Source organism: Streptomyces sp. NPDC055962, assembly GCF_042270185.1.
Lineage (GTDB): Bacteria > Actinomycetota > Actinomycetes > Streptomycetales > Streptomycetaceae > Streptomyces.
This window is the reverse complement of record NZ_JBHJYN010000001.1, coordinates 743431-770202: the sequence shown is the minus strand read 5'-3', so window position 1 is coordinate 770202 and position 26772 is coordinate 743431. Positions and strand designations below refer to the sequence as shown.

Below are 26772 nucleotides of genomic sequence, written 5' to 3'. Positions count from 1 at the left end.
GGCCGCCCCGCCTCGCCCGTAAACTGGAGAACCGGTCCACTCCCGGCCCGCCCGGACAGCCCCTCTCCTCACTCCAGGAAGTCGCCAAAGTGTCGCTCACGATCGGAATCGTCGGTCTGCCGAATGTCGGCAAGTCGACCCTGTTCAACGCCCTGACCAAGAACGACGTGCTGGCGGCCAACTACCCGTTCGCCACCATCGAGCCGAACGTGGGCGTCGTGGGCGTCCCCGACCCCCGCCTGGACAAGCTCGCCGAGATCTTCAGCTCGCAGAAGCTGCTCCCCGCGACGGTCGACTTCGTCGACATCGCGGGCATCGTGCGCGGCGCGAGCGAGGGCGAGGGCCTGGGCAACAAGTTCCTCGCGAACATCCGCGAGTCCGACGCGATCTGCCAGGTCATCCGCGCCTTCAAGGACGAGAACGTCGTCCACGTCGACGGCAAGGTCTCGCCCAAGGACGACATCGAGACGATCAACACCGAGCTGATCCTCGCCGACCTCCAGTCCGTCGAGAAGGCCGTCCCGCGCCTGACGAAGGAGTCCCGCCTCCAGAAGGAGAAGGTCGCGGTCCTCGCCGCCGTCGAGGAGGCCCAGAAGATCCTCGAGGCGGGCGACACGCTCTTCTCCCGGGGCATCACCGCCGGCACGGAGAAGGGCCGCCTCCTCCACGAGCTGCACCTGCTCACGACGAAGCCCTTCCTCTACGTCTTCAACGTCGACGAGGACGAGCTGGTCGACGAGGACTTCAAGAACGAGCAGCGCGCCCTGGTGGCCCCGGCGGAGGCGATCTTCCTCAACGCCAAGATCGAGTCCGAACTGATCGAGCTCGACGACGAGGAGGCCCTCGAACTCCTCCAGTCCATGGGCCAGGAGGAGCCCGGCCTCGCCACCCTCGGCCGCGTCGGTTTCGACACCCTGGGCCTCCAGACCTACCTCACGGCAGGGCCGAAGGAGGCCCGCGCCTGGACGATCAAGAAGGGCGCCACGGCCCCCGAGGCGGCCGGTGTGATCCACACCGACTTCCAGAAGGGCTTCATCAAGGCGGAGATCGTCTCCTTCGACGACCTCGTCGAGACCGGCTCGGTCGCCGAGGCCCGCGCCAAGGGCAAGGCGCGCATGGAGGGCAAGGACTACGTGATGCAGGACGGCGACGTGGTGGAGTTCCGCTTCAACGTCTAATACGTCCGGCGAAAGGCCGTCTGACCTGCGACGGAGCGGGTTGGGCGGCCTTTGCGGTCCGCACAGAGTCCGCAGCGTGCTGGATGAGTCCGGCACGCGGGGAGCGGTTACGCCGCTTCGTCGACCTGCGGCTGAGCCTCGGCGGACCGGTCCGCGTACGCCTTGTCGACGGCGGCCCGGGTCCGCTCCTCGGAGTCGGGCCACAGGTGGGTGTAAATGTTCAGCGTCATGGCCGCGTTGGTGTGGCCGAGGCGCTCGGAGACGGTCTTCACCGACTCGCCGTGCTTGATCAGCAGGCTGGCGTAGTGGTGCCGGAGAGCGTGGGGTCCGGTGCCCTTCGGTACGCCGGCCTTCGCGCAGGCGGGCCTCCAGGACCCGTCCATGAAGTGCGTGTAGACCACGGGCCCGCCCTGCGGCGCCGTGAAGATCCAGCCCTCGGGCCCATCGGCGGGGAAGTCCCGCAGGTGGGCCTTCATCGCATCCACCGCTATGCGGGGGAGCGGAACCGTGCGGTGCGAGCGAGCGGTCTTGGGCGGGCAGACGTACACGCCGTGCTTGGCGGTCTGCTGGATCTGCTGCTCGACCGAGACAGTGGCGTGTTGCAGGTCCACGTGCCGAAGCTGGAGGCCGAAGAGCTCGCCAGGGCGGAGCCCTGTGCAAGCGCCCAGCAGGACCAGGCCCTTGTAGCGGCCGGGTATCTCCTCGGCCAGCGTCCGCACCTGCTCGACCGCGAGCGGCACCACCTTCTTCCGGGGCACTGAGGGCAGCTTCGCGTCGGTGCAGGGGTTGTGCGGAATCATGCGGTCGCGGACCGCTGCCCGGAAGACCGCGTTGACCGTGTTGAAGACGGTGCGGGAGGTGCTCGCGGCGAGCTTGTGGGTGGTCGTCAAACTGGTGATCCAACTCTGCACGTCACCGGGCTTGATCGCACCGAGTGCTCGCTTCTCCCAGACGGGGTAGGCGTAGCAACGCAGGTGCTGGGCTACGGCCTTGGCCGTCGACGGCCGGTGCGGCTGGCTGGCCCGCCACTCCTCCGCGTACTCCTTGAAGGGCTTCTTCGCCGAGCGCGGGTCGACGTACTGCCCGGTGACCACGCTGGTCGTGACCTCGTCGAGCCAGCGCTGGGCGTCGATCTTGCGGTCGAAGTGGCGGGCGTGTTCCTTGCCGTCGAGGTCGCGGTAGCGGGCACGCCATTTGCCGTTGGGTCGCTTCTGGATGTTCGCCAAGTGGCTTCTCCTTCGTGCTGGTTGTCAGTAGTGGCCGCCGTCCTCGATGTCGCTGGTGAGGGTGCGAGCGTCCCGCTCGTCGCCCATGAGGCGGAGGCACTGCTCGTTGATCGCGCGTGAGCTGTCGGGGTGTGCCTTGATGTGGTCGGCGACGGCGACCACGGCGCGGTGCAGGCGGTCCCGGGCGTCGCGAGTTTCGTAGAACGCTTCGACGGCTTCCTGGACGAGCCGTCGGCTGTCGATGTCGAGCCCTTCCAAGGGCGGTGACATGAGCTCTTCGAGGGGGAGCTCGAAGACGCGGGAGAAGGCGAGTGCCTCATCGAGGTTGATCCGGCGGCGGGGTGAGCCGTTCTCGATGCGCCACACGGCCGTCTGGTTCATCTTCACGCCCGCTCTGGTCACCCGCTCGGCCAGCTCGGTCGTGCTCCACCCTCTGACCTCGCGCTCCAGGGCCACGCGGCCCGCCACGTTGCCTTCGCTGTAGAGCAGCGGCACTTCGCCACCCTCGGCCTTCTCGCCTGCCATCGAACCTCCATCGCGACCGTCGCTATCCAAATTGAAACATGGGCTTCCCGGTTTGGCTAACCGCCGATCATGAGGTACTGATTATGCAGATCGAATCGCCGCCTAGCCGAATGGGAACGCATGCGATACCTGACCACCGCCGAGGTCGCCGAGCGCTACCGCACCGCCGAGAGCACTGTCCGTTACTGGCGCCATCTCCAGAAGGGACCCCGCGGCATCAAGGTCGGCAAGCGGGTGCTCTACCCCGAGGTCGAACTGCTGCGCTACGAGCGCGCGCTGATCGACGGCGGAGACGAGTGGGGCCTGGTCTCATGAGCCGCCGGACCGCCCGGACACAGGAACGGCCCTCGGCGCGCCTACGCCGAGGGCCGGAGATCCCCTTGCACCTCGCCCATCCCTGAACGAACTGGTCGGGGGCGAGACCTTGCCCGTCTCGCCCCCACCTGAGAGGAACATCTATGAAGGACCCTACGTCCCCCGCCACCTCGAAGGCATCCGGTGTTGCCTGGCCACCGATCGCGATCCCGGGCCAGGGTCTGCCTCGGAACCGCGAGGAGCGGACGGAACCACGCCCCGAAACGGGAGGCGCGACCTCCGATGCCCCGAATCGGAGTACACCCGGTTTGCCGGACAGCGCAGGCGATCCTGCTCCAGGCGGATCAGAAACCCAAGACGGCGGCGGGGCGGCAGGCGAGGGCAGCGCGCTGCTGGACGATCTCCGCACGGCGATCGGGCGGTACGTGGTGCTGCCGAGCGACGAGGCCCTGACCGCCGTCACCCTCTGGGTCGCGGCCTCCCACATCCAGCCCGGCCTCCAGCACGCGCCACGGCTTGCCGTGGTGGGACCGACCAAGGGGTGCGGCAAGTCCCGTCTCCTGGACGTTCTCTACGAGACCGTCCACCAGCCGATGATGACGGTGAACACCTCCCCCGCGGTCGTCTTCCGCGTCATCGGCAAGAACCCGCCGACGCTGCTGGTGGACGAGGCCGACACCATTTTCGGCCCCAAGGCGGGCGACAAGGAGGACCTGCGCGGCCTGCTGAACGCCGGGCATCAGCGCAACCGGCCGGCCTGGCGGATCTCCGGGCCGGAGCACAAGCCGACCGCGTTCCCCACCTTCGCGATGGCGGCTCTGGCCGGTATCGGCGACCTGCCGGACACGATCATGGACCGGGCGATCGTCATCCGCATGCAGAAGCGCAAGCCGGGCGAGCGGATCACTCCGTTCCGTTCGCGGTACTCCGTGCCAGAGCTGCACGCGCTTCGCGACCGGCTGGCCGACTGGCTGGTCCCGCTGCGCGGCACCGTCGCGGGCTCGGTGCCGAAGATGCCCGTCGAGGACCGCGCCGCCGACACATGGGAGCCGCTCGTCATCGTCGCCGATCTCGCCGGTGGGCAATGGCCCGCGCGGGCACGTGCCGCCTGTCTGTCGATGACGCGCAGCGAGGTGGTCCAGGACGAGCAGACGACGCTGAAGACGCGGCTGCTGCGTGACATCCGCCGTGTCTTCGATCAGGAGGGCGGCAGGGAGGCGCTGCGCAGTCAGGACCTGCTGGCTGTGCTGATCCAGGACGCCGAGGCTCCGTGGGCGGAGTACGGCACGAAGGGGTTGAACGCCTACCACCTGGCGAATCTGCTGCGCGATTTCGGTATCAGCCCGGCCAACTACCGTTTCGAGAACGGCAGGCAGGCCAAGGCGTACGCCCGCAACCAGTTTCTGGACGCCTGGGCTCGCTACTGCCCTGCCCCCGCCGCATCGGTACCCACAGCCGAGGTCCCGGCACGTCCGACCCGAGGCAAGCCGCCTGCCCCTCCGTGCGGGACGCTGCCCACCGGCCCGCCGGGAGGGCCCGCAGGGCCCAGGCCCACTCGCTGACTCCAGGTCCGCATCAATCCGTCGCATCCGTCCCCGCGCAGGTCAGCGCGGGGACGGATTTCCTCGGCGTTACGGATCACTCCGTACCTGCGGCCATCTCCGTACCTGTGCCGACCAGCCACGCGACGGATGCGACGGATGCGACGACGCGTCACCCCACACGACTGACGGAGCACCACCATGCCCGAATCGAACGCCGACGACCCCACCTCCCGCCGCCGCAGGAAGTTGTTCAGGCTCACCCGACGACCAGCAGCAAGCTGGAGCGAACGAGCCTCTAACGAGGCTTCGTCCGCGCTTGCCCCCGCCTCAGGGATGGCGGAGGACAAGGCCGAGCGCCAGGGGGCGCCCGAGCCGAAGGAGGGGGTGGCCGAGGACTCCGGCCGGCCCGCAGCCGACTCCGCTCCTCCCAGCAGTCCGGCCGATGCCCCACCGCTCGTCGAGCAGCTCTCCTGGCGGGATCTCGACGCCCCTGCCCTGCCCGCGCAGATGAACCGCAAGCGCACCGTGGAGAAGCGCGACCAGGAGAAGACCATCCGCTTCACACGCACCGCGGTCCAAGTGATCAGTGCCGCCGCTCACCAGCGCGGTCAGAGGTTCGCCGGATTCGTCGGGGATGCAGCCCTGGCTGTTGCGGTGGGCAAGGCGGGGATGGTCGGCAGCCCGGAGGACGATCCTCTGCGCCCGCTGATCGAGGCCGTCGAGGCGCACACGGTCGCGCTGAACCGCATCGGCGGCAACCTCAACCAGATCACCGCAGCCATCAACCGAGGAACCGTGCCCGAGCGCGCCGAGGCGGTTCTCGACCGTGTCGAGCAAGCAGCACAGAACAGCTTCCACTTCATCGACCAGCTCCTGACGAACGGCACGGCTCATGGTTCCTGACGTCTCCACCGGTTCCGACAGCCGCGGACTGATCGCCTACCTCTTCGGCCCTGGGCGCCGCGACGAGCACACCAACCCCCACATCGTCGCCGCCTGGGACATGGCCGGCGCCCCGGGCCCCGGCCGTGACCCGGCAGCCACCTACTCCCAGCTCGCCAGGCGACTCGACCACCACGTCGACCTCCGCACCCGCGAGCTGGGCGGCAAGAAACCACCTCAGCACGTCTGGCACTGCCCTGTCCGCACCGCGCCCGGCGACCGCTACCTCACCGACGCCGAATGGGCCGAGGTCGCCCGCCGCGTCGTGCACGCCACGGGCATCGCCCCCGACGGCGACGAGAAGGCTTGCCGATGGATCGCGGTACGCCACGCCGACGACCACATCCACATCATGGCCACCACCGTCCGCGCCGACGGACGCCGCCCACGCACGCACCAGGACGGCCGACGGGCCCAGGCCGAGTGCCGCAGGATCGAGACCGAGTACGGCCTGCGCCGCCTGAAGTCCGGAGACCTCACCGCGCCCCGCACCCCCACCGGCGCCGAACGCGCCAAGGCCGAGCGCCAGGGCCAGACCGTGACGGCACGGCACTGGCTGCGCGAGCGCGCCTACGCGGTCGCCGCCGCCGTACACACCGAGGCCGACTACTTCACCGTGCTGCAGTCCCTCGGGATCAAGATCAAGACACGCCTCGGCCCCGAGAGCGGCGACGTGATCGGCTACAGCCTCGCCGCACCCGGCGACACCAACAGCGCCGGTGAACCCATCTGGTACGGCGGCTCGAAGCTCGCTCCTGACCTCTCGATCAACCGCCTCCGCGAACGTCTCCCCGACCAGGAGAAAGCCGACCGCCCCCGGTTCGCGGCAGACTCCGCCGAGCCGTGGCAGCACACCATCACCGCGATACAGACGGCGCACATCATCCTCGACTCCGACGACGATGCTGCCGCCCAGGCCCACCTTGCCGCCTTCGGCGACACCCTCTACAACATCGCCAGCGCCACACCGGGCCCGCACCGCGCAGAGCTACGCGCAGCCGCCTCGACGTTCAACCGAGCCCGCCGATCCGCCACCCGCGCGGATCACCAGGCCGCTACCGCCCTGCGCCAGGCCGCCAAGGAACTCGCCTACGCCTCCAACGAGCCCGGCGGACTCGCCATCGCCCTGCTCTTCGCCACCGTGCACCTGGCCCGCGCCGCCGCCAAGTGGCACGAGCAGCGCGGCCACCAACAGCAAGCCGCAGCGGCCGAAGAAGCCTTCCGCCACCTCCAGGCCGGTTACCAGCAGGCCGCCGCACCCGTCTTGGCGGACTTGGCCCGCCGCGCACCACGAGCCGCGACCGCCAGCCGCTACGAGCAGGACGTTCGTGCGGCCCTCCCCGACCACGCCGACCGCATCCTCGCCGACCCCACTTGGATCGCTATGACCACAACCCTCGCCCACGCCGAGACCGCCGGCCACAACCCCCGACGCCTCCTGGCCGAGGCGGGCGCCCAGCGGGAGCTCGACAGCGCCGAGCACCCGGCCGAGGTTCTCGCCTGGCGCATCACCGCTCAGCCGAACAGGAGGACGCGTGCAGCTCACAGCCGAAGCATCATCAGCGGAACGTCGCCCAAGCCCCCTGCCCCACATTCTCCGGCCGCACCAGTGGCTAGGAGTCTCGAAGGGCGCAGTCGACACCGTTGACCCTGCTATTGCTCGATTAGGCGGAACGTTGTACCGGTCGGCCTCGCACTCAGGTGAGGTCGACCGGCGAACCACGCTTCAAGAGCAGTTCCACTCCTCACGGGGCAGTGCGTGCCACAGGTCGAGCCAGTCGTAGAGCAGGAAGAGGGGGCGGGTCAGGACGACGTCGTCGGCCCGCTGGGAGCGGATTGCTAGACCGAGGTCGGCGAATACCGGATCGCCAGCGACGCTGTACGCCAGGCTGCCAAGCCGTGTTGTGCGGTGGACCAGCCAGTTCTCCACGTCAGAATGGACGCAACCGGTCAGCGGGGTAGCGTCCAGTCTCACCTGGGGGCCGGTGAGGGCGTCGGCGGCGACGCACCCCAGATGGTCGTCATGGAAGAGGGCCCTGATCCCGCTCTCGGTGAAGTCTGCGTAGTTGACTTGCTGGCCCTCGCCGTGGTGGGAGTAGGACACGACGGCAGGTCCTTCGCCGAGGACGTGGGTGATCTCTTCCAAAGTCATCCCAAAGTGCAGGGGGCCGACTCCTACGTATGGCGTGAACGTCCACTCGGCGCGCTCCTTCTCCCGGGCAATCCGCCACGGGCCGCGGTACCCCGTGACGGCCACGGGCGGCTCGGGTGCCGGCTCGTGCGGGGCGGCCGGTATGGGCGCGGTCCGGTCCTCTCGCCGGTGACCGAATCGTTCCGGAGCCGCGGTGTCCCTGGGTTGCTCTTCCAGCCAGCGGATCGCCTGCTCCTGGTCTCGGCCGAATGGGTCATCCGCCAACTCGCCTGCCCGGTCCAGGGCTGCGCGGCGCTCCTCCTCCGCAGTGACGAGACCGGTGACATCCTCCCCCCAGGCGGCCAGCCGTTCCCGGGCGATCCACCGGTAGTACGAGTCCGCGCTCACGGCAAGGACCTCGCGGACGGCGGGGGCGTATCGGGGTACGGACGAGGTGAGGGCGGGGTCGGCCAGGAGCAGGGCTGTAGCCGCAAGCGCGGCCTCCCTCACCAGTGGATCGTCGTCGTCGCAGAAATCCACGATGCGGTCGTGGAGTATTGGCCTTGCCGCACGGGCGGCAGCCAGATCTTGCGCCGTGCCGACGCCGTCTTCGACGTCCAGGCGGGCGATGTCGGCGAACGAAGCAAGCCAGTTCAGCAGTTCGGCGCGAAGCGACCGCCGGCCGGCCCTGCGCTCCCACCGGTCTTCGGCGAGGGTGCGCGGATCGTCAAGAAGACGAGCGAGGACCAAGGCCGCCGGAGCGGACGCCGGGAAAACCTGCTCCCGATTGAGGAGCAGCCGATACAGGTCCTCCACAGCCCGCACCCGGCAGGCCGGGTCGGTGGCGAGCACAGCGCCGAGGATGTCCGGTGTGTCACGCACACTGTGCTGGCCCGTACAGACGTGCGGCAGCTCCTCCCAGGCGATGTCGGCGAGTTCAGCCTGTGCTGTGGGTGGCAGGGAACCGGCGGGAGTATCAGGAAGGTCCGGGGTTGTTTCGTTGATCACGGCCGCAGTGTTCCAGCCGACTCCGACATCAGCGGTGCCGATCCCCGCCACAGACCGCAGACGGTAGACGCTCGAGCAACACGCTGGTGCCCTCGCTGCTCGTGGCAGCGAGGGGATCAGTCGTCAGACGGCGCGGGCTGTGGGTAACTACGAGATCCATGTCGTGAGCTCGGTCAGGTGCTCGGGCTGCAGCCCGAGGTATGGGTCTGGCTGAACGAGGAGGGTCGGCGTCCCCTTGGCGGTGCGCTCTGCTGCCCATTCATGGTCGAGGCCGGTGAAGTCGTCGTCGATCCAGACGGCGGGGGTGTCTGCCAGCCAGACGTCGACGTGGTCTCGTTTCCAGAGGTAGCCGTCGGGGTGGCTGGTGGTGATCTGGGGGCGAGGCAGGTCGAGGTAAGGGAAGTCGGGCAACCCCAGGAGGGGGCCGATGATCGTGGTGGCGTCGTTGCGCCAGCTCGTGCACCACACGGGGGTGACGAGTCCGCTGGTCAGGAGGTCGGTGAGAATGCCGCCCTGACTCGGGTCGAGCCAGATGGGCACGGGGTCGTCGGGGTGCCGGCCGGTGGGCAGGACGGTGTGGCGGACGTGGGTGGGCGGAGTGCTGCCGTCGGCGGCCGGGAACGGGATGAGGACGCCGTCGATGTCCAGGAGCAGGTAGGGCAGGGTCATCGGTGCCTCCGTCGGTCAGCGTTTGCGGGCGGTGATCAGGAGCGTGGTGGGCCACGGGTCGCGGCGCGGGTGCCGCAGCTCCACCGCCGAGGTGATGCGCAGGCCGGTCCGGGAGAGATGAGCGCCCCAGCGGCGGGCGTCGAACTCCCATCGGGCGAGGGGCAATCGGGTGCGGTCGGGCATGGTGACGTAGTCCTCGCGCGGACGGTCGTCCGTGGATGGATGTCTTCCGGCCCGTGCCGGGTGAGGGACGGAGAAGGCCAGGACACCGCCTGGTTCCAGGCGTCGGGAAATGGCGGCGAGGAGGAGCTCGGGGGCGACGAGGCCGACGGCGCCGAAGACGGAGTAGATCGCGTCGAAGGTCCGGCCGGTGGCCTGCAGGTGGTGCAGTGCGTGGCCGGCGGCGAAGGTGGCGCCGTCGATGTGGCCGTAGTGGGAGCGGGCCCGGCGTACCTGGAGGCCGACCAGGTCCACGCCGGAGACGCGGGTCTGGTGGTGCTTCGCGAGGTGGGCAACGTTGTGGCCGGGGCCGCAGCCCAGCTCCAGGACGCGCTTGCCGCACAGGTCCCGTCCCAGGACCTCGGCGCCGGGACCGATGCCCGCGTGAGTGCTCCATTCCATCCGGGCCGGTGCGCTGAGGGCGTGCGCGGGAGCAGCGGCTGTGCGCTGGACTGCGTGGGCGTACCACGGGGAGACCTGGGCGAGCACCTAGACCTCCAGGAGGTGGACCACGTCGTTCAGGTGGCGGCGGACAACGGGGATGTACGCGGAGTCCTTGGCCGGGTCGTTAATCCAGCGGATGGCCTGCTCCATGAACCACTCCACGGCCCACATGCGGTGCCAGCCCAGGGCCCATGCCTCGGCGGCCAGTCCGCCCCGCGCGGCGAGGGCGTCCTCATGACCGCCTGCGGTGACGTACTGCTCCAGGAACACCCGCATGCGGAAGGGGCTCGGCACGTCGGTGGTGCCGTGGTACGAGGCGAGGTCGATCAGGCCGGGTCCGGTGAAGGCGCGGGCGAAGTCGAGGAGGTGCCAGCCGTTCTCCCCGATGTGGACGCTCGTGGGGTGGAACTCGGAGTGGACCCAGCCGAACGGGTCGAGCGTCGCACCCTGGACACGGGTTTCGGCTGCGGCGGAGATCTTCCCCAGCGCGGTCTCGATGTCGTCGCAGTCCGTCCATCGGTCGGCTTTCCGTAGCTGCTGGAGGTGATCGAGGGCTCGGCCGGGCAGGGCTGCGAGGCCCGCCCCGTCGAGGAGGGGCAGACCGCCCGCGGGGCGGACGGCGTGGAGCATGACGGCGGCGGCGACACCGTCGAGGTCGTCTGCGTTCCGTACGGGGGTGCCGAGGTCGTCCATGAGCATCCCGATCCACTTGTCCTGCATGGCGGTGGCGTGGAGGGCAGGGACCGGGAGCCCGCGCTGGTGGGCCAGCCGCAGGGCCTGCGCCTCGCGGTCGAAGGGCTCCTTGGCGTACTTGAAAACAGCGGTGGTCCCGTCGGGGAAGGTGACGCGTTCGACGCCGGACATGCCCCAGACACGAATCTCGGCACGGTGGGGGAGGGGCTTGCCGACGAGGGTGCACAGGTCGTCCAGCAGGGTGGCGGACAGGCTCTGGTCCATGGGGGTCTCCAGGGGGATGGTGGGCTCCGGGGCGGGCGCGCGCGAGCTGGTCCGCCCCGGAGCCGTACGGGGGCGGGGTTACTCGGCTGCGGTCACGCGGTGGGCGTAGACCTGCTCGATCCAGCCCGCCTTGAACTCGGCCAGGTCGTCACGGAAGTTGGCCATCGAGGCACCGTAGGGCGCGACCACGCCGCCGGACTGGTCCGGCACGGACTGGCAGCCGTGCACGAGCCGGCCGCCGAGGGCGGCGTGGGCCTTGATGGACTCGATTCGGCGGTGCTCGTTGAACCAGCCGCCGTGGTAGACCTCGTCCAGCATTCCGCCCGTCTCGTCGTCCAGGTCGAAGACGACGGACGTGGCGGCGGGAAAGAACCAGCACGGGCCGACGTTGGAGATGTGCCCGTCCAGCTCGACCTTGTTGAGCGCCATCAGCGTGGCCGCCTCGCGCAGCATGCGCAGGTGCTCGGCGGTGATCTGCGGCAGGCCGAGGCCGGCCAGGTGCTCCTCGCGGAAGAGGTACGAGTACACCCCGTACGCGGTGGCCAGGACGCGGGCCGCGTCGGACGTGGACTCGCTGTGCTGCTTGATGAAGTCGAGCGCGAGCTGCTCGACCGCGCTCTCGGTCGTCTCGTCCACGTCCAGGAGCTGGGCCTTCACCAACTCCCAGTCGGCGACGAGCCAGGTGCTGGACTCGAAGCGGAAGAAGTACTCGGCCGGGTCGATGGTGATGCGCCGGCCGTCGATCTGGATGCCGGGCAGGCGGTTCCAGCGTGGGTCGAAGGCGTCGGGCAGCTCGACCGTGATGGTCGCGGTGTCGATGGTGGTCACCGTGTCTCCGTCTCTGATCGTCCGGACCCGGGGCACAGGAATGCCCGAGCCCGTTAGGGCGTACGGAACTTGGGGGCCGCCCGGCCCGCGATGCCGTGAGTGGGGCGGCTGTCGATAAGTGAACCGTCCGCTACGCAGAGTGGGTACGGTGTGAGCGAGGTCAATCGGTATACACGGTTTACGGATCCGGAGCGGAGGCGATCGTGCCAGCACCGACCAGCGCCAACTCCCGCCTGCGCGACACGATCAACGCCGCCGGGTGCACGTACGAGGCACTCGCCAAGGACGTACGCCGCATCGCCGCCGAGAACGGCGAACTGCTCCAGACGAACAAGTCGGCCATCTCCCACTGGGTGGGCGGTGCCCGCACGCCATCCGGCCAGGCAGGCCAGTACCTCGCCGAAGCCCTCTCACGGCGGCTGGGCCGCGTCGTTACTCGAACTGAGCTCGGCCTCCACTCACCCGACACGGAGTCGCCACCGGACACCGACCCCGTCACCGCGGTCACCGACCTCGGCCGCGCGGACGTCGAGCGCCGCCGCTTCCTCGCCATCGCCGCCTTCACCACGGCCGGCGTGGCCATGCCGCTCCTGCACGACCACGAAGCCACCTCGCGGATGCTTCGTGCCCGCACCGCACGCTCCCTCGTCGGCAGCGACGACATCGACGTCGTACGACAGATCACGGTAGCCTTCAGCGCCGCCGACGAACGGCTCGGCGGCGGGCACGGCCTGACCACGGTCACCGCGTACCTCGCTGACACGGCAGCCCCAATACTGCGCGGCCGCTTCCCCACAGAAGCCTTACGCCAGGCAGCCTTCGGCGCCGTCGCCGAACTCGCCTACCTCGCAGGCTGGAAGCACCATGACCTTGGACAAGAAGGCGCTGCCCAGCGCTACTACCAGGTCGGCTACCAGCTCGCCTGCGAAGCGGACCCCCACGGCCACGCCGCATGGATGATGCGCGCCCTCGCCCATCAATCCCTCAGCCTCAAGCAACCCCACCACTGCGTGGACCTCGTCAAAGGCGCGCTCGCCCGCGGCCTCGGCCACGTGGACGGCCAGACCGAAGCCCTCCTCCACATCACGCACGCGCGCGCCTACGCAGCCGTCGGTGAGAACCCATTGGCCGCTCGTGCTCTCCTCGCCGCCGAAGATGCACTCCTGCGCGATGACGGTCCCCAGCCCAGCTTCTCCCGCGTCAGCGGCCCCGCCGCCGGCACCGTGGCCAGCCACACCGCCCGTACGCTGACCGACCTCGCCGACCACATCGGCACGGAACAGCAGCACCGCGACGCGCTCACCCGCTGGGACCCGGAGAAGTACAAGCGCGTCCACGCCCTCACCCACGCCGACCTCGGCGACAGCCTTGCCGCCCAGGCCCGAGCCGACGAAGCGGTCGCGGCCTGGACCCAGGCCCTCGTCCTCATGGAGGGCATGACCTCCGACCGCACCCGCAAGGCGATCACCTCGATCCGCTCGACGCTCGCGATCTACCAGCGCCGCCGCGTTCCCGGCGCCGCCGATCTCGCCCGCCGTGCCCGCGAGGCCCTCGCTTAACATGCCCAACAACTGCCCCGACGAAGGGAACCCCGTGGTCCAGCAGACCGACAGCCGCCCCCAAGCCCTGAAGCCGGCGCTCGACTCGATGACGCTGCTGGTCGCGGCCGTCATCGTCCACGACAAGGCCACCAACCGCGTTGTCCTCCTCCAACGCAGCGAGAACGCCAAGTTCGCCCAGGGCAAGTGGGACCTGCCGGTCGGCAAGAGCGAGCCGGGAGAGCCCATCACCGAGACCGCAGTCCGCGAGCTCTACGAGGAGACCGGGCTCACGGTGAAGCCTGAGTCCCTCAAGGTCGCCCACATCATCCACGGCGCCTGGGGCGTCGAGGCCCCAAACGGCTTCCTGACGGTCGTTTTCGCCGCCCACGAATGGACCGGTGAACCAGAAAACCGCGAACCCCGCAAGCACTCCCAGGTCCGCTGGGTCGATGCCAATGCCATCCCTGATTCCTTCGTGGACACCACCGCCAGCGCCCTCCGCCAATACCTGGAGGGCGGCGCAAAGGTCTCCTTGAACGGCTGGTGAGACGGAGTTAGCGGTGAGCTACGGCTCGGGCTTCACTCCAGGCCCGACCCGAAGAGGGATACAACACCTGCAGGAAGATCAGCTTCTTGATCGAGCTCCGCGCTTCGGGGAGTTTCCCAGATAGGGAACCTCGATGCGACAACTCGGAACAGACCCGCAGGCACGCGGGCTTCCCTGGCCAAAACGTCTTCGTCTATGCCTACTTGTCCAAGAATCTCTACTGCTTTGGGAAAAAGTGACGGTTGCTCTGTAACCGGCATCACGCCGGGCTCGCGGCGGCGCCAGCCCTTTGACGATAGATAGAGCATGGCGTTTCTGTATGTAACGTCGCTCATTACTCCCAACTGTCGTGATCGGTAGAGGAGAGCTTGGAGGCTGACGTTCCATTCTTCCTTCAACGCGCTAAGGGCTCGCCAATCCGCCTTCGATGGAAGCGCTTCACGCATTTCTTCGGCAGGCATCAGTAGTTCCGCCGCAAATCGATGGGCTTGATTCTCGGTAATTCGATCGCCAGGCTCCGAGTCAACATGCATCACGAGATGGCCAATCTCATGCGCAACATCAAATCGCTGCCGAAAATAGTCATTCTTCGCTGGGTTTAGGACGACAGTCGGGCGTGTGCCCGCCTCAAACGAATATGCGTCTACTGCGGCAGTCTGGATGGGGCTGTACACGATGAGGATTCCACGGTTCTCAGCCATCCGGACCAAGTGGCCGATTGGGCCGTGAGGGACATCCCAGCGCTTTCGTAGCAGTCTCGCTGCTTGCTCCGGTAGGTCCGTTCCTTCATCGTCGACGTCGACGATGAGTCGGGGAATATCAGGATTGGGGAATTCCACGTGCCTTTCCAGGGCAGCCCCTACATCGCTGGCGACCAGACCGTAGGCAAACGCTTGATCGCGGGCCAGCTGAGATGTAGACCGCAACGATCTGAAGTGGGGAATCGCCCCACCTGCTTCAGATCGCTGCGGTCCCGGGAGGAAGAACGATGGGTCAACGCCGAGCGTCAGGCACAGCTGTGCCACCGTGGCTGGCGCTGGGCGCTTGGAGTTGCTCTCATAGGCGGCCACTGCGGTGGGACTCTTGTCGATCTGAGCAGCTAGCGCATTCTTGCGGAGGCCCGCAAGTTGACGCGCTAGCGTCAGGCGACGCCCATCGAAAAGTCGCGAGGCGTCGCCAACGCGAACCTCGGGGAGACGACTACGTTCCATGACCATCCGCTCATTCCATCACTACTTTCCGTCGCCCTCCTGCACGTGACGACGGAGTCGAACGGCCGCGTCAGGTACAGAGTCAAACCCGCCCGACGGTTCGGGCGTGATGGGCTTCCGTGTGCGGCCGTAGTCCCCGGAGGGCGGCGTAAGTAGATCATGCTTCCATTGCCATGCCGAGCCGCCCCCCTTATTCAAACGAGAGCGGCCTAGGAAGAGTTCTCTGGCGCCGAGCTCTTTCTGGACTGAATGTGCGACGACAAGCGTTGTAACAGCGCCGTCGTCTTCATCGAGAGACAGAAGTGCCTCCATGACGTCCTCGAAGAGAGGCGCTTCATCCTCATCCAGGGGGAGCATTGGTTGATCTGGATTGGCAACTGCCTGCGCTGCGACGCGCCGCTTGGTCGGGCTCTTCTGAGGCCACGGGATCACGTTGCTTTCCCCGAAGGGGAATGCTGACTGAAGCCATCTCCAGTCTCCGAAACGCCACCCCGGTGAGCCATTGAGATTGGCCCGCGTAACGGTGCCTGGGGTAATCCGAGGCATCCTGTCGAATTCTCTGGGCAGGAGGCCGGCGGCCACCGTGTCCAGACCTGAAAGGGCGTCCGCCGGGGAGCTGACGGCGTACTTGCCGCATGCGAAAACTCGGTCCTGACGGTCGCGCAGAAAACCATGGGCGGTGTACCCGACCCAACCCTGATCGTGGCCGGCGTCGGGGTCGTAGTCGCGCATGGTGCGCGCATACGCCGACTCGGCCGCCCAGCTGATCGCTGCCAACACGCCTGCCTCGTCAAGGTCTTCCAGCGCATCCTGCTGCTCGCTCATGAGGCGACTCTACACGTTCTCAGTATTCAGTGTATAGAAATGAACCACGAGTCATGTTCCGTGCATCGTCCTAAATCGATCACATGTTCCATTGAGTGGGTGGGTCACCTCCCCGGCGGCCGTCGGCGTCGTCAAAGCGGGCGGGGGTGGTGAGTGCGGTGCAGGGGGTTCGGTTGGGCGGTCGGTCTCCAGGTTTGCGACGGCGATCAGGGTGGGGCCCTAGCGTGAGTCCGCCACATTCTCGGCGACTTTGATGGCGGTCATCCGGCCGAAGCGGCTCAAAGCCGACGGTCTGTCGGGCCTTCGCGACGGGGCAACGGGGCGGCCTCAACATCGTTTGGAGTTGGCCGACTTGACGGCGTACATGCCAGTAGATTGGTGATACCCGTGGCTGTTCCGTGAGCGCGGACGCCGTACTGCCCACCCTGGAGTGGATGTTGACCATTGCCGATCTTGTCGCGGCCCCTGACTCTCAGCAAGAGCCGTTCAGGATGCTGGTCCACGTGGAGTACCAGCTACGGGTGTTGGGCCTGCTCTGTGCGGCTGCAGACCCGAAGCCGATCAAGTTCAGCACCCCGGGATCGCTGGAGAAGTGGGCTCAATACGGTGAACTGCAAAGCGAGAGGCTGGGTTGCTCTGTGTGTCGGCAGGACGCGCTTGCTGTCACGTCCTGCATTGACACCACGGTGGTTGAGGACCCGTTGCTGTCGATCCGGCTGGTGCGCAACCAGGTGTGCCATGGTGGCCCGGTGCCGGAGAATGTCGACTTGGAGGTCCTGCATCGAGTGGTGTCCGATAACGCCGAACGGATCGGACGGGTTCATGGGCATGGCCACGTTGGCGAGGTGGAGCCACTCTTCCGGAAGGTCAACGGCGAGCTCGCCGCTCTGCACTCCTACTCGGGGGTATCTGCACGGTACTGGCCCCGCCGCGGGGAGGCCGTCGACGTGACGGACCGCGATACTCTGCGGGCACTGAAGAACCTCGGGCTGCAGCGCGGTGACCAGTTGCTCGACGACTTCGCCCGGGACGTCGAACGGGACCTCAAGGGCTTCTGCGAGAAGGGCTCGGTTAGCATCCTGGCGTCGCCGCCGGATCCGATCGTGGTGAGCTGGGACCGGCGTACTTCCGACGGAGCGGAAAGGCGGGTCGACCGGTTCGAGCTCGCAGCAGACCACGCCAGGATCTGGCTGACTGAGGCAGGACGCAAGCCATATAAGGCGTTCCTGGCGGACATCTGCAACTGGTCGTTGCTCAAACAGCGGCTGCTGGAGGAATTGGAAGAGCAGGTTGCCGCAGAGAAAGCGATCAGCACGGAGCTGTTCCCGAATCTGCGGCAGCGGGTGCTGCACGTGCCCACTCTCGTGCGGCTTGACGACGACTACAGCGGGGCTGTCAGCGACCTAACCATTACAGAGGCGTGCACGAAGGTCACCGACGGCGTCAATGCTTACCGTGGCAGCACCAACCTCATCACGCTGACTGGCGAAGCCGGGTCTGGCAAGACACACAGTCTGCTGCAGTTCGCCCGGGAGTCGCTGGTCGCGAGCAGCGACCTCGAACCCGTGGTGATCTACATCTCGTCCAGCGGATCCGGTGCGACCAGCCTCGAAAGACTGATCAACGACCGCGTCGCGAGGACGAGGATTTTGGATCGGGAATCAGTCCTGGCCCTGTGCCGTGCGGGCCTAGCGATACTGGTGATCGACGGCTTTGACGAGATGCTGGGATTCCGCACCTACGACAACCCTCTGTCGGGCTTGCAACCGATCCTAGAAAAGCTACGTAACAGGGGGGCCGTCATCCTGTCAGCGCGATCGAGTTACTCAGAAGCGCGGCTATGGAACAGCCTGACGGAGCACTCTGCGAAAGAGTCGCACCATCGCCTGACGACTATGGAAATACTCCCGTGGCGTACGAAGCAGTTGCGGGAGCTCACCGCGAACCTGTCGATTGACGTGGCATCCGCAGAGAATGCACCGGAGGTCCAGAGGCTGTTGACGACGCCGTTTTTCTGCCTTGCCTACGTTGCTTGGAAACAATCTGGACAGTCGACCGAGTTCCTTCGCTTCGTGATTGACGCCTATTTGCAGCGGGAGCTGAGCAAGCTGGTCGGCCAGCAGGGTGTCCCTATCTTCGACCAGAACGAGCTCGCCGAGATCTTCTGCGAAGCCGCTGAACTGAGTGCGCGTAAGGTGATACCGGAGATCTCCGAGGACGACCTGGAACTGGCTGCGGGGCAGGTGCTGGAGCGAGACCTTAAGCAGGATGAAAAGCGTCGGCTGGTTGCGCTGTGCGGCATGAGCGCCGAATGGTCGGACGAGGAACTGTCTTTTAGGTTCACCCACCTTGCGATCGCCGAGCACTTCCTCGCTCGGCAGGTCACGCGAGTGCCGCTCCAGCAGGCACTGGTCCTACTGTCCGACGTCGCCATCTCGGCGCTGTGTGCGCAGCTGATCCGCTCGATGTGGCAGCAGGGCCGGGCCGAGACAATCGAGCGCGTGGTTGCGGAGCTTCAGGAGCGAGTGATTGCTGCGGGATCCATCGAGCACATCCGTCCCGCCATGGCTAGCCTGGGCGAGTTGTGGGCGAAGGTTCACGGAACCGCTGAGGTCACACGATCTGCGAGCCGCATCGTTGTCGACCGGCTCGAACTCCGTGGCTCTGGGCTGGTTACGCTCGATCAGGCGGAGGTCCGAAATCTGATCGTAGGTCCAGGGGTCAGCCTGCGGCTGGTCTCGTGCCACGTCGACCTGCTGGATCTGTCGGAGGCTTCGGGTGGTGCGCTCCTGGGTGACTCCTACAAGCAGGTGATCGAACTGCTTACCCAGACCGAGTTGACGAGCAGTCCGCGTCGGATGAGGGAACTGCTTGGTCTGTCAGCGGAGCCGGTCGACGCGAGTGTGATTGAGGCGTTCTTCAAAGACAAGATCGTCAATGCCCGCGCGTCGATCATCGTCAATGAGCGATACATGCCGCCGGACGAGGACGTCCGGATGAAGTGGACTCGGGAGTACGGCATCGAACGCTGGCGGGACTACGTAAAGAAGATGGTCAAGGAGGGGAAGCTGGTCGTGGAGCCGGTGAATGCGGCCGGGCCGTCCAAGAGGCGACTGCGCACGGCCGAGAGGACTGACGAGCAGTGAGCATTATTGGCCGGACAGACAGATGCGATCCACTGACCACCCACTAAGCGCACCCTCTGGGCGACGTGTGTGATGCCAGTGGTTGCTGTGCTGGGATGTCGCTCCCGCGCTGAGATAGCCGCTCGAAATGGTCGTTTGCGCAAGTGCAAGCTTTCTATCCGACGTTCCGCCTTAACGTGGGAGCGAGCGACCTGACACCATGCTGATGGCTTAGCGAACACACAGGTCAGGTGGGGTCGGCCCTTCTGGGAGCCGACCCCTTGCTGTTTCCTAGGCGGGCTTTCGGTGGGGCCCGTTTGAGCTCGGCCGATTTCCTCGTGTGGTGGCCGGCGTGTGGTTCCGTTTTCACCCCGTGCAGACGGGGTCCGGCTCGCGGCCGACGCTGATCGACACGAAGGGGATCGGCCACGCCTCACTGATTAATCGCCCACCAGATGAGCCACGCCATGAGCGTGGAGCCCAGCGCCGACGCCGCTCCGCGGAGCACGTGCTTGATGAGATCGGACCCGGCGCGGCGGGTGAGTCGACGCAACCTCCGGATGCGCACCGTCCACTTCGGGGTCGTCTTCAGGTCCTTCTTGATCGCCTTGGGCTTGCGCATTCTTCGTCGTCCTGGTGGTGAGGTCGGGAGTTTCCGGTGACGACGTTCCGGTACGCGACGGGTGTTGCGCACGGGTCAACATGTTGCCGAGCCAGCTGCAACAGTCGGGGTGTTGCAGCATTCCGTGCAACACCCCCAGATGTCAGAGGGAGCAGGTAGTAATGGGTGGTGCTGTCAGACAACCCGGCGGACGGCACCCTCGATGAGCCTCGCGCCGATCTGTCCGCCGCCGAACTGGACCTCGTAGAGGCGATGCGCGCGGCGTTCGTCACGCGGGGCCTCTCGCTCAGGGCCGTCGCCCGCGAGCTGTCGTGGGACTTCACGACGGTTAGCCGGTACCTCAGGTGCAAGAGTTTTCCGCCTGCGCAGTTCGTCGAACAGCTCGTCAAACTTGCCGGAGACCGGCTCTCCGCAGCCGATGCCGATCGGCTGCGGCGCCTCCATGACGCCGCCAAGAAGGGGCGCAAGGATCCGCAGCACCAGATTAGGACGCTGAGCGCCCAGGTCCGCCGCAGAGCCGAACAGGCCAAGGAGGCAGATCGCAAAAGCACGGAAGCGGAGGCCGCCCTGAACCGGGCCCTCACAGAGATCCGTCGGCTGCGCACTCAACTGCACATCTCCACAGGGTCGCTGGAGGACCGTGGCGACGCCTTCCTGACCGAGCTGGACCGCTACGCGGCACAGAACGTACCCGGTGCCCGTGACACGCCCGCCCGCGTGCGCTCCACCGTTCTTGCCTCTTGGCGCGCCATCTTGGTGGGTGCGGATTCCGTACCCACCATGGCGGGGACGGATTCCCTGCCGCGTACACGGGATCGCCGATGCGCGACCTATGACCGGCTGGAACTCGAACAGCGCCACCGCGACGTGCTGGATAGCCTCGTTCCGCTGGGCGATCCGGATGTCGGACCGCTGGGGGAGGCAACGGTCGAGCTGCATGACTTGGCCTTCGAGACCATGGTCGGGTCCGGCCCTCGGCCCTTTGCCCGAGCAGTCGTGTACGTGTCCTCCGACCTGCCGGCCCGGCCCGATACCTCACAGCACGTGCTGCGTGGCCAGCTGACAGCCGGAGCTGCCGCGGGTCCGTTAGTCGACTCGTGGCGACGGAACATCAATCGGTGGGACCACGAGACGGGCCCACGGTGGACCGACAGCACGCCCCGCAGCGCCGAGCGACGGATTGCGCTGTACGAAGCCCTCGCCTTGGAGCCCGCAACCCGCCGGATCCTGACCGAGTTGATCCCGATCTCCTTCGTGGCCGGCCCCATCGTCATCGGTGAACCGCCGCAACCGTGGGCCACTCCGGCGCACCTCACCAGTGGTTGGTACTGGCCCGCCTACAAACGGGGCCTGAGGGACCTCAAGGGCTGGCCGGCCGAGGCCGTTACCGGCATCGACGAGGCTGCCGACCGAGTGGTCGAGCGTCTCGCCGACCCCACGGACGAAGCCGCCTACCAGACCAAGGGCCTGGTGATGGGGTACGTCCAGTCCGGGAAGACCGCGAGCTTCACCGGCGTGATCGCCAAGGCGGTGGACCGCGGCTATCGGCTGGTGATCGTGCTCAGCGGCACCCTCAACCTGCTGCGCGCCCAGACTCAACGGCGTCTCGATATGGAACTGGTGGGCAGGGAGAACATTCTGCGCGGCGCTCCCGAGGAGTACTCCGAGTATGCCGACGACCCGGCGTGGCAGGAGGGCGGATTCCTCTCGCACGGCGAACTCCCATCGCGCCTCGGCGCGTTTGACGTCATCCGGCTCACGACCCGGAACGATGATTACCGGGCGCTGCGCCAGGGCATCACCGCGCTCGAATTCGAGAAGGCCGATCCCGCCCTGCCGTTCCACCACCCCCACAACCTGCACCGCAGCGCGGCGCGGCTGATGGTGGTGAAGAAGAACAAGGCGGTGCTGGGCAAGGTCGTCAGCGACCTCCGGCGGCTGGGGCGACAGCTCGAAGAGGTTCCCGTCCTCATCGTGGACGACGAGTCCGACCACGGATCGGTGAACACGGCACAGGCCGGGATCGGAAAGGAGAGAGCTGACCGCACGGCGATCAACGGCCTCATCTCCGAACTGCTGGTGTTGCTCCCGCGCGCCCAGTACGTCGCCTACACCGCCACCCCGTTCGCGAACGTCCTGATCAACCCGGCCGACCAGCAGGACCTGTTCCCCAAGGACTTCGTGATCGCCCTACCCCGCCCCTCCGGATACATGGGGGCGCGCGAGTTTCACGACTTCGACTCCTCCGTTCCGGTGCACGAGCGGACGGTCGCAGACTCGCGGGAGCTCGCGCACGTCCGGCCCATGCGGGAGACCGGGGACGATGGCGACGCGGACCTGCGCCAGGCACTGGACGCCTTCCTGCTCTCGGGGGCGGTCAAGCTCTACCGTGAGGCGCACGACCCGAGCGGCATCGGCTACCGCCACCACACGATGCTCGTCCACGAGTCCGTACGGATGGCCGACCACCGCGAGAGTGCCCACAGGATCGCCCAGCTCTGGCACGCGGACCAGCAGGAGGGGGAACGCCGGCTCGGACGGCTGCGGGCTCTTTTCGAGTGCGACTTCGCTCGCGTCTCGGACCACCACCACGACGGGTTCGTGAGGCCGGTGGACTTCGCTGACCTGGCGCCGTACCTCCGCGAGGCGCGCACGCGCATCGAAGCGGGAGGGGGTCCCGTCGTCGTGGTCAATGGCGACCGGGACATCGAGAGTGGGACCGTCGACTTCGACCGTCGCCCGGTGTGGAAGATCCTTGTGGGGGGCGCCAAGCTTTCCCGTGGCTTCACCGTCGAAGGTCTGACCGTCACGTACTACCGGCGCAGCACCAGCCAAGCCGACTCACTCATGCAGATGGGCCGGTGGTTCGGGTTCCGCCACGGCTACCGGGACCTGGTGCGGCTTTACATCGGGCGTGGTGTGGGAGGGGAGAAGGGCCTCGGTCTGTACGAGGCGTTCGAAGCCGCCTGCCGTGACGAAGACGCCTTCCGGGCGCAGCTCGCCGACTACGCGCAGCCGGCGGACGGCGGCCTGGCGATCACGCCGTCGCAGATCAGGCCGCTAGTGGCCCAGTACCTCCCGGAGCTGAAACCCACGAGCGCGAGCAAGATGATCAATGCCAGGCTCGTGGAGATCCGCTCGCCTGGCAGGTGGGTTGAGCCGAGCGCACTCCCTGTCAGGGCTGCCACGATCGCACGCAACACGGAACAATGGCGACCGGTGTTCTCGGCTCTGGACGGTCCACTGGAGCGGTTCTCGGTGCCCGCACACGATGGGACGAGGGCGGCCTCGTTCTCGGCGCTCACCGCGATCGTCACGCACGCCCAGCTACTCGACGTACTGGCTGGTCTGGAATGGGAGCATCCCAAGGTCTTCGCACCGCACCTCGCTTATCTACGGGGTCTCGGCACTGCCTCGGAGCCCCTGGGTGAATGGCTGATTGTGGCCCCGCAACTTGCCTCGGCAAATGCTCTGAAGAGCATCCTTCCCGGGGCGCCCGAGATCTCACTGTTCCGGCGTACCCGTCGGCGCCCGGGCGCCTTCGGTGCGATCAGTGATCCCGGCCACCGCCGAGTGGCGAGGGAGCTGCTGCATGACGGCGAGCGCGGGGTCGCGCTGCTCTATCCCGTCATCGAACCGGAAGAGTCGCTCCGACAACCGGTAGACCCCACCCGCGTCTCCGTCGCCTTCGCACTGCTGACTCCCGATAGGAAGGACAGCGATGGATCCGGGCCGGCTATCCGCTTCCAGGCCAGCGACGCATAGCGAGACAGCGCCCCATCCATGCTTCACGGACGGACGAGGTCCGGCTCGTGCAATGTCTGGCTGGACGCGTGCCTGATTCGGCGACGGAGCGAGCTGTCCGCAGACAGTCCGCAGGACACCCGTAAGGGACCATCGGAGGTCAACGCGCGCCGACGGCGAAATGCCTGTTCAAAGCCCTAGGTGAGGCTTCGCCGCAGGTCAGGATCAATCCGCAGACATTCCGCTTCAACGTGTAACGCTGGCGTGTCGCCACGTCGCTGATACGGCGAACATGCAGCTCGGGGAGGGCCCGGCTCTTCGGGGTCGGGCCCTTGGTTTCTTCCCGTTCTGTGCCCGGCGGGCGGGGCGGCAGGGGCCGGCTCTCCCGGGAGCCGGCCCCTGCGTCAAAGGTGTGTCGCGGCGGGCCCGGCTCGTGCGCGGCGCTGGTGGGCCGCCTGGAGGTGCGTGCGGGGGCTTCGGTGCGGCAGGTGTGCCGGTCCGCCCGAAGTCCCTTTCGTGGGGCGACCGTTGACACCTGATGGCGCTGTCCCTAGCGTGTCACCTCGCCATTACATCGATGTAATAGAGCAGCGCCCCCCACCGACGAGCACCTCCAGCCGTAAGGAGCCGCCCGTGCGCGCAGCCCGGATCCCCCTGCCCGCCCCCGCCCGCGAGCCTTCCCCGAGCCGCGGCGGCGCCGTGCGCCGGGCGGCCGTGGCGGTGGCCGTACTCATCGCCGTCCTGTCGGGCCTGTTGTCGGCGTCACCGGCGGTGGTGGCGGAGGCCGCCGCTCCGGCAGCACGGGCGGCAGCCGCGGGTACGTTCCGTAATCCGCTGAACAGCGGGCCCGACCCGTTCATGACCCACTGGAACGGGTCCTACTACCTGGCCACCACCCAGGGCGACAGCGTCCGCATGTGGCGTTCGTCCTCGCTGGGCACCCTGCTCGCAGCCGACCCGGTCACGGTGTGGACCGACTCCGACCCCTCCCGCAACCGCAACATCTGGGCGCCGGAGTTCTACCGCTTCGGTGACCGCTGGTACCTCTACTACACGGCCGACGACGGTGTCGACGACCACCACCGCCTGTACGTACTGGAGTCGGAGCGCGACGACCCGGCCGGTCCGTACCACTTCAAGGCGAAGCTCGCCCCGCCCAACCACGCGAACGACTTCGCCATCGACGCCGGCATCCTGCAGCACAACGGCCGCCTCTACCTGGCCTACAGCGGCATCAACCCGTACCAGCACAACGGGCTCAACATCGCCCCGATGTCGAACCCCTACACCGTCTCGGGCGACGCGGTCGCCATCGACGCGGCGGGCGGCTGTCCCGAGGTCCGGGAGGGGCCGGAGTTCCTCTATCGCAACGGCCGTACGTGGATGACCTACTCCACCTGTGACACGGGCAAGCCCGACTACCAGATCTGGATGATGTCGCTGCCCGCCACCGCCGATCCGCTGGTGCCCCGCAACTGGACCCAGCACCCCGGCCCCGTCTTCTCGCGTGCCGACGACCGGGGCGTGTACGGCCCGGGCCACCACGCGTTCTTCAGCTCACCCGACGGCACCGAGGACTGGATCGTCTACCACGCCAAGACGACGTCCGCGCTCACCTACTCCAACCGCACCACCCGCGCCCAGCGGTTCACCTGGAAGGCCGACGGCAGCCCCGACTTCGGCCGTCCGTACGCGCTCGGCGCCACCCAGGACCTGCCGTCCGGCGACCCCGGGTCCGGCACCTACTGGATCAACGACGACGGCCGGTCCAGCGGCGCCGGGACCGTCTCGTACACCGGTGCCTGGAACTCCGGCAGCGGCTGCGCCACCCAGTGCTTCTGGAGCGACGACCACTGGAGTGAGGCCGCGGGTGCCACCGCGACCTTCACCTTCACCGGCACCCGCATCGCCCTGCTGTCCGTCCGCGACACCGGGAACGGCATCGCCGCTCTGAGCATCGACGGCGGTCCCGAGCAGCGCGTCGACCTCTACGGAGCCATCCGCACGGGCGAGACGCTCCACTACCTCAGCCCCCGGCTGTCCCCGGGGCGGCACACGCTGCGCGTCCGGGTCACCGGAGAGCACGGCACGCAGTCGGGTGCCTCCTTCGTGAGCGTGGACCGCGCCGAGGTCTACACGAACTGAGGGCGGCGCCCGCCCCTCCGTCCCGGGTGCGGCGGCGCCCGCCGTGTCCGTCCCGGGTGGGCGAAGGCCGCGTCAGCCGCGGCCGCTCACCCGGGAGCCGAGGAAGCGCAGGAGCGCCTCGTTGAAGGCCGCGGGCTGCTCCACGCAGGGGAGGTGCCCCGCCCGCTCGATGACGACGAGGTCGGCGGACGGCACCAGGCTCCGCATCGTCTCCGCGTCGCCGACCGGGGTGTAGTCGTCATCGGCGCCGACCACGAGGAGGACCGGCACGGTGGCCGAGGCGAGCGTGTCACGGTAGTCGGGCCGCCGTGCCCGTCCGCGCAGTGCGGCCGCGGCGCCCTCCGGGGCGGTGCCGCGCATCATGGCCAGGACGTGTCCGGCCACGTCAGGGAGGGCCGTGACGTTGTACGGGGCGATCATCCTGCCGATCACCTCGTCCGCGTATCCGCCCATGCCCTCCGCGAGGAGCCGGTCCGCCAGGGCGGCGCGGGCGGCCTTGCCCTCCTCGGTCTCGGCGACCGGGGAGGTGTCGGAGAGGACGAGCGCGCGCACCCGCTCCGGACGGGTCCGCAGGAACTCCATGGCGATCTGACCGCCCATGGAGACCCCGCCGATGACGACGTCCTCCAGGCCGACGGTGTCGAGGAGCGCGGCGATGTCGTCGGCGAAGTCGGAGAGCAGGCAGGTCCCCGGCACGACCTCGCTGCCGCCGTAGCCGCGAAGGTCGGGCGTCACGACCCGGTAACCGGCTGCCGTGAGTGCCGCGGCCTGAGGGGCCCACAGGGTGTGGTCGAACGGATGGCCGTGCACGAGCACCACGGGTGTGCCGTCCGAGGGGCCCTGGTCGTCATGGTGGAGGGACACGCCGTTGACCGTTGTCGTGATCACGCAGGGCAATCTAGCGCGGGGGCCGGAACCGCGGGGAGGGTTTCCGGGCGTACCGGAGGCCGTTACGCCCCGGGGTGAGGACACCCCCGCACGGGAAAGCCCTTGGTGGCCGGGGGGCGGTAGGGCAGACTGGGCACC

21 protein-coding genes are annotated in these 26772 nt (G+C 67.7%); 10 read left to right on the top strand and 11 right to left on the bottom strand.

What is annotated here, in order from left to right:
* Window positions 1-89 precede the first annotated feature (89 nt).
* Window positions 90-1178, top strand: a complete 1089-nt coding sequence (gene ychF / locus ACFC51_RS03390) for a redox-regulated ATPase YchF (protein ID WP_376372256.1) — start codon at window positions 90-92, stop codon at window positions 1176-1178.
* A 107-nt stretch (window positions 1179-1285) separates the two neighbouring features.
* On the opposite strand, the gene ACFC51_RS03385 is transcribed toward ychF, so the two are convergent.
* On the bottom strand, window positions 1286-2404 hold the full coding sequence (locus ACFC51_RS03385; RefSeq protein WP_376526808.1) for a tyrosine-type recombinase/integrase: 1119 nt from the start codon (window positions 2402-2404) through the stop codon (window positions 1286-1288).
* A gap of 24 nt (window positions 2405-2428) precedes the next feature.
* Window positions 2429-2929, bottom strand: coding sequence for a helix-turn-helix transcriptional regulator (locus ACFC51_RS03380; RefSeq protein ID WP_136204661.1), 501 nt, complete (start codon window positions 2927-2929; stop codon window positions 2429-2431).
* Window positions 2930-3049: 120 nt separating this feature from the next.
* On the opposite strand from ACFC51_RS03380, the gene ACFC51_RS03375 reads away from it, so the two are divergent.
* The 4 genes from ACFC51_RS03375 (at window position 3050) to ACFC51_RS03360 (ending at window position 7378) form a co-directional block, all read left to right on the top strand.
* Window positions 3050-3244, top strand: a complete 195-nt coding sequence (locus ACFC51_RS03375; protein ID WP_376526806.1) for a helix-turn-helix transcriptional regulator — start codon at window positions 3050-3052, stop codon at window positions 3242-3244.
* Between the two features lie 143 nt (window positions 3245-3387).
* A complete protein-coding gene (locus ACFC51_RS03370) occupies window positions 3388-4806 on the top strand; it encodes a DUF3631 domain-containing protein (RefSeq protein WP_376526803.1) in 1419 nt (472 codons plus the stop codon).
* Between the two features lie 315 nt (window positions 4807-5121).
* Complete coding sequence (locus tag ACFC51_RS03365) at window positions 5122-5691, top strand: hypothetical protein (protein ID WP_376527059.1); 570 nt, start codon at window positions 5122-5124, stop codon at window positions 5689-5691.
* The gene (locus ACFC51_RS03360) at window positions 5681-7378 is read left to right on the top strand and encodes a relaxase/mobilization nuclease domain-containing protein (RefSeq protein ID WP_376526801.1); all 1698 of its coding nucleotides are present in this window, start codon (window positions 5681-5683) and stop codon (window positions 7376-7378) included. Before ACFC51_RS03365 ends, ACFC51_RS03360 begins: the two co-directional genes overlap by 11 nt.
* Before the next feature lie 78 nt (window positions 7379-7456).
* Here the strand turns inward: ACFC51_RS03360 and ACFC51_RS03355 are convergent, their stop codons facing one another.
* The 5 genes from ACFC51_RS03355 to ACFC51_RS03335 all read right to left on the bottom strand — a co-directional run bounded on the left by ACFC51_RS03355 (window position 7457) and on the right by ACFC51_RS03335 (window position 11986).
* Entirely contained in the window at window positions 7457-8869 is a 1413-nt protein-coding gene (locus ACFC51_RS03355) for a hypothetical protein (RefSeq protein ID WP_376526798.1), read from the bottom strand.
* 147 nt (window positions 8870-9016) lie between these two features.
* Window positions 9017-9538, bottom strand: coding sequence for an HAD domain-containing protein (locus ACFC51_RS03350; protein ID WP_376526796.1), 522 nt, complete (start codon window positions 9536-9538; stop codon window positions 9017-9019).
* Window positions 9539-9553: 15 nt separating this feature from the next.
* Complete coding sequence (locus ACFC51_RS03345; protein WP_355602764.1) at window positions 9554-10246, bottom strand: methyltransferase domain-containing protein; 693 nt, start codon at window positions 10244-10246, stop codon at window positions 9554-9556.
* Window positions 10247-11158 (bottom strand): aminoglycoside phosphotransferase family protein, encoded by a 912-nt coding sequence (locus ACFC51_RS03340; protein WP_376526793.1) that lies wholly within the window; start codon window positions 11156-11158, stop codon window positions 10247-10249.
* A gap of 78 nt (window positions 11159-11236) precedes the next feature.
* Window positions 11237-11986, bottom strand: coding sequence for a hypothetical protein (locus ACFC51_RS03335; protein ID WP_376526790.1), 750 nt, complete (start codon window positions 11984-11986; stop codon window positions 11237-11239).
* A 203-nt stretch (window positions 11987-12189) separates the two neighbouring features.
* Between ACFC51_RS03335 and ACFC51_RS03330 the strand changes: the two genes are divergently transcribed.
* A complete protein-coding gene (locus tag ACFC51_RS03330; RefSeq protein WP_376526787.1) occupies window positions 12190-13545 on the top strand; it encodes a tetratricopeptide repeat protein in 1356 nt (451 codons plus the stop codon).
* A gap of 1 nt (window position 13546) precedes the next feature.
* Entirely contained in the window at window positions 13547-14074 is a 528-nt protein-coding gene (locus tag ACFC51_RS03325) for an NUDIX domain-containing protein (RefSeq protein WP_376526785.1), read from the top strand.
* A 32-nt stretch (window positions 14075-14106) separates the two neighbouring features.
* Here ACFC51_RS03325 and ACFC51_RS03320 read toward each other — a convergent pair whose 3' ends face one another.
* Complete coding sequence (locus ACFC51_RS03320; RefSeq protein WP_376526782.1) at window positions 14107-15285, bottom strand: XRE family transcriptional regulator; 1179 nt, start codon at window positions 15283-15285, stop codon at window positions 14107-14109.
* A gap of 21 nt (window positions 15286-15306) precedes the next feature.
* Window positions 15307-16110 carry a hypothetical protein gene (locus tag ACFC51_RS03315; protein ID WP_376526779.1) on the bottom strand — a complete coding sequence of 268 codons (804 nt, stop codon included), beginning with the start codon at window positions 16108-16110 and terminating at the stop codon, window positions 15307-15309.
* Window positions 16111-16544: 434 nt separating this feature from the next.
* Between ACFC51_RS03315 and ACFC51_RS03310 the strand changes: the two genes are divergently transcribed.
* Window positions 16545-19256 carry an NACHT domain-containing protein gene (locus tag ACFC51_RS03310; RefSeq protein ID WP_376526776.1) on the top strand — a complete coding sequence of 904 codons (2712 nt, stop codon included), beginning with the start codon at window positions 16545-16547 and terminating at the stop codon, window positions 19254-19256.
* A gap of 412 nt (window positions 19257-19668) precedes the next feature.
* Here the strand turns inward: ACFC51_RS03310 and ACFC51_RS03305 are convergent, their stop codons facing one another.
* Entirely contained in the window at window positions 19669-19857 is a 189-nt protein-coding gene (locus tag ACFC51_RS03305) for a hypothetical protein (protein ID WP_376526773.1), read from the bottom strand.
* A gap of 165 nt (window positions 19858-20022) precedes the next feature.
* Between ACFC51_RS03305 and ACFC51_RS03300 the strand changes: the two genes are divergently transcribed.
* Together ACFC51_RS03300 and ACFC51_RS03295 are read left to right on the top strand one after the other, a co-directional pair.
* Window positions 20023-23622 (top strand): Z1 domain-containing protein, encoded by a 3600-nt coding sequence (locus tag ACFC51_RS03300; RefSeq protein WP_376526770.1) that lies wholly within the window; start codon window positions 20023-20025, stop codon window positions 23620-23622.
* Window positions 23623-24321: 699 nt separating this feature from the next.
* The gene (locus ACFC51_RS03295; RefSeq protein WP_376372411.1) at window positions 24322-25746 is read left to right on the top strand and encodes a glycoside hydrolase family 43 protein; all 1425 of its coding nucleotides are present in this window, start codon (window positions 24322-24324) and stop codon (window positions 25744-25746) included.
* 72 nt (window positions 25747-25818) lie between these two features.
* Here the strand turns inward: ACFC51_RS03295 and ACFC51_RS03290 are convergent, their stop codons facing one another.
* Window positions 25819-26634: an alpha/beta fold hydrolase gene (locus ACFC51_RS03290; RefSeq protein ID WP_376526767.1), complete on the bottom strand. Its 816-nt coding sequence runs from the start codon at window positions 26632-26634 to the stop codon at window positions 25819-25821.
* Window positions 26635-26772 lie beyond the last annotated feature (138 nt).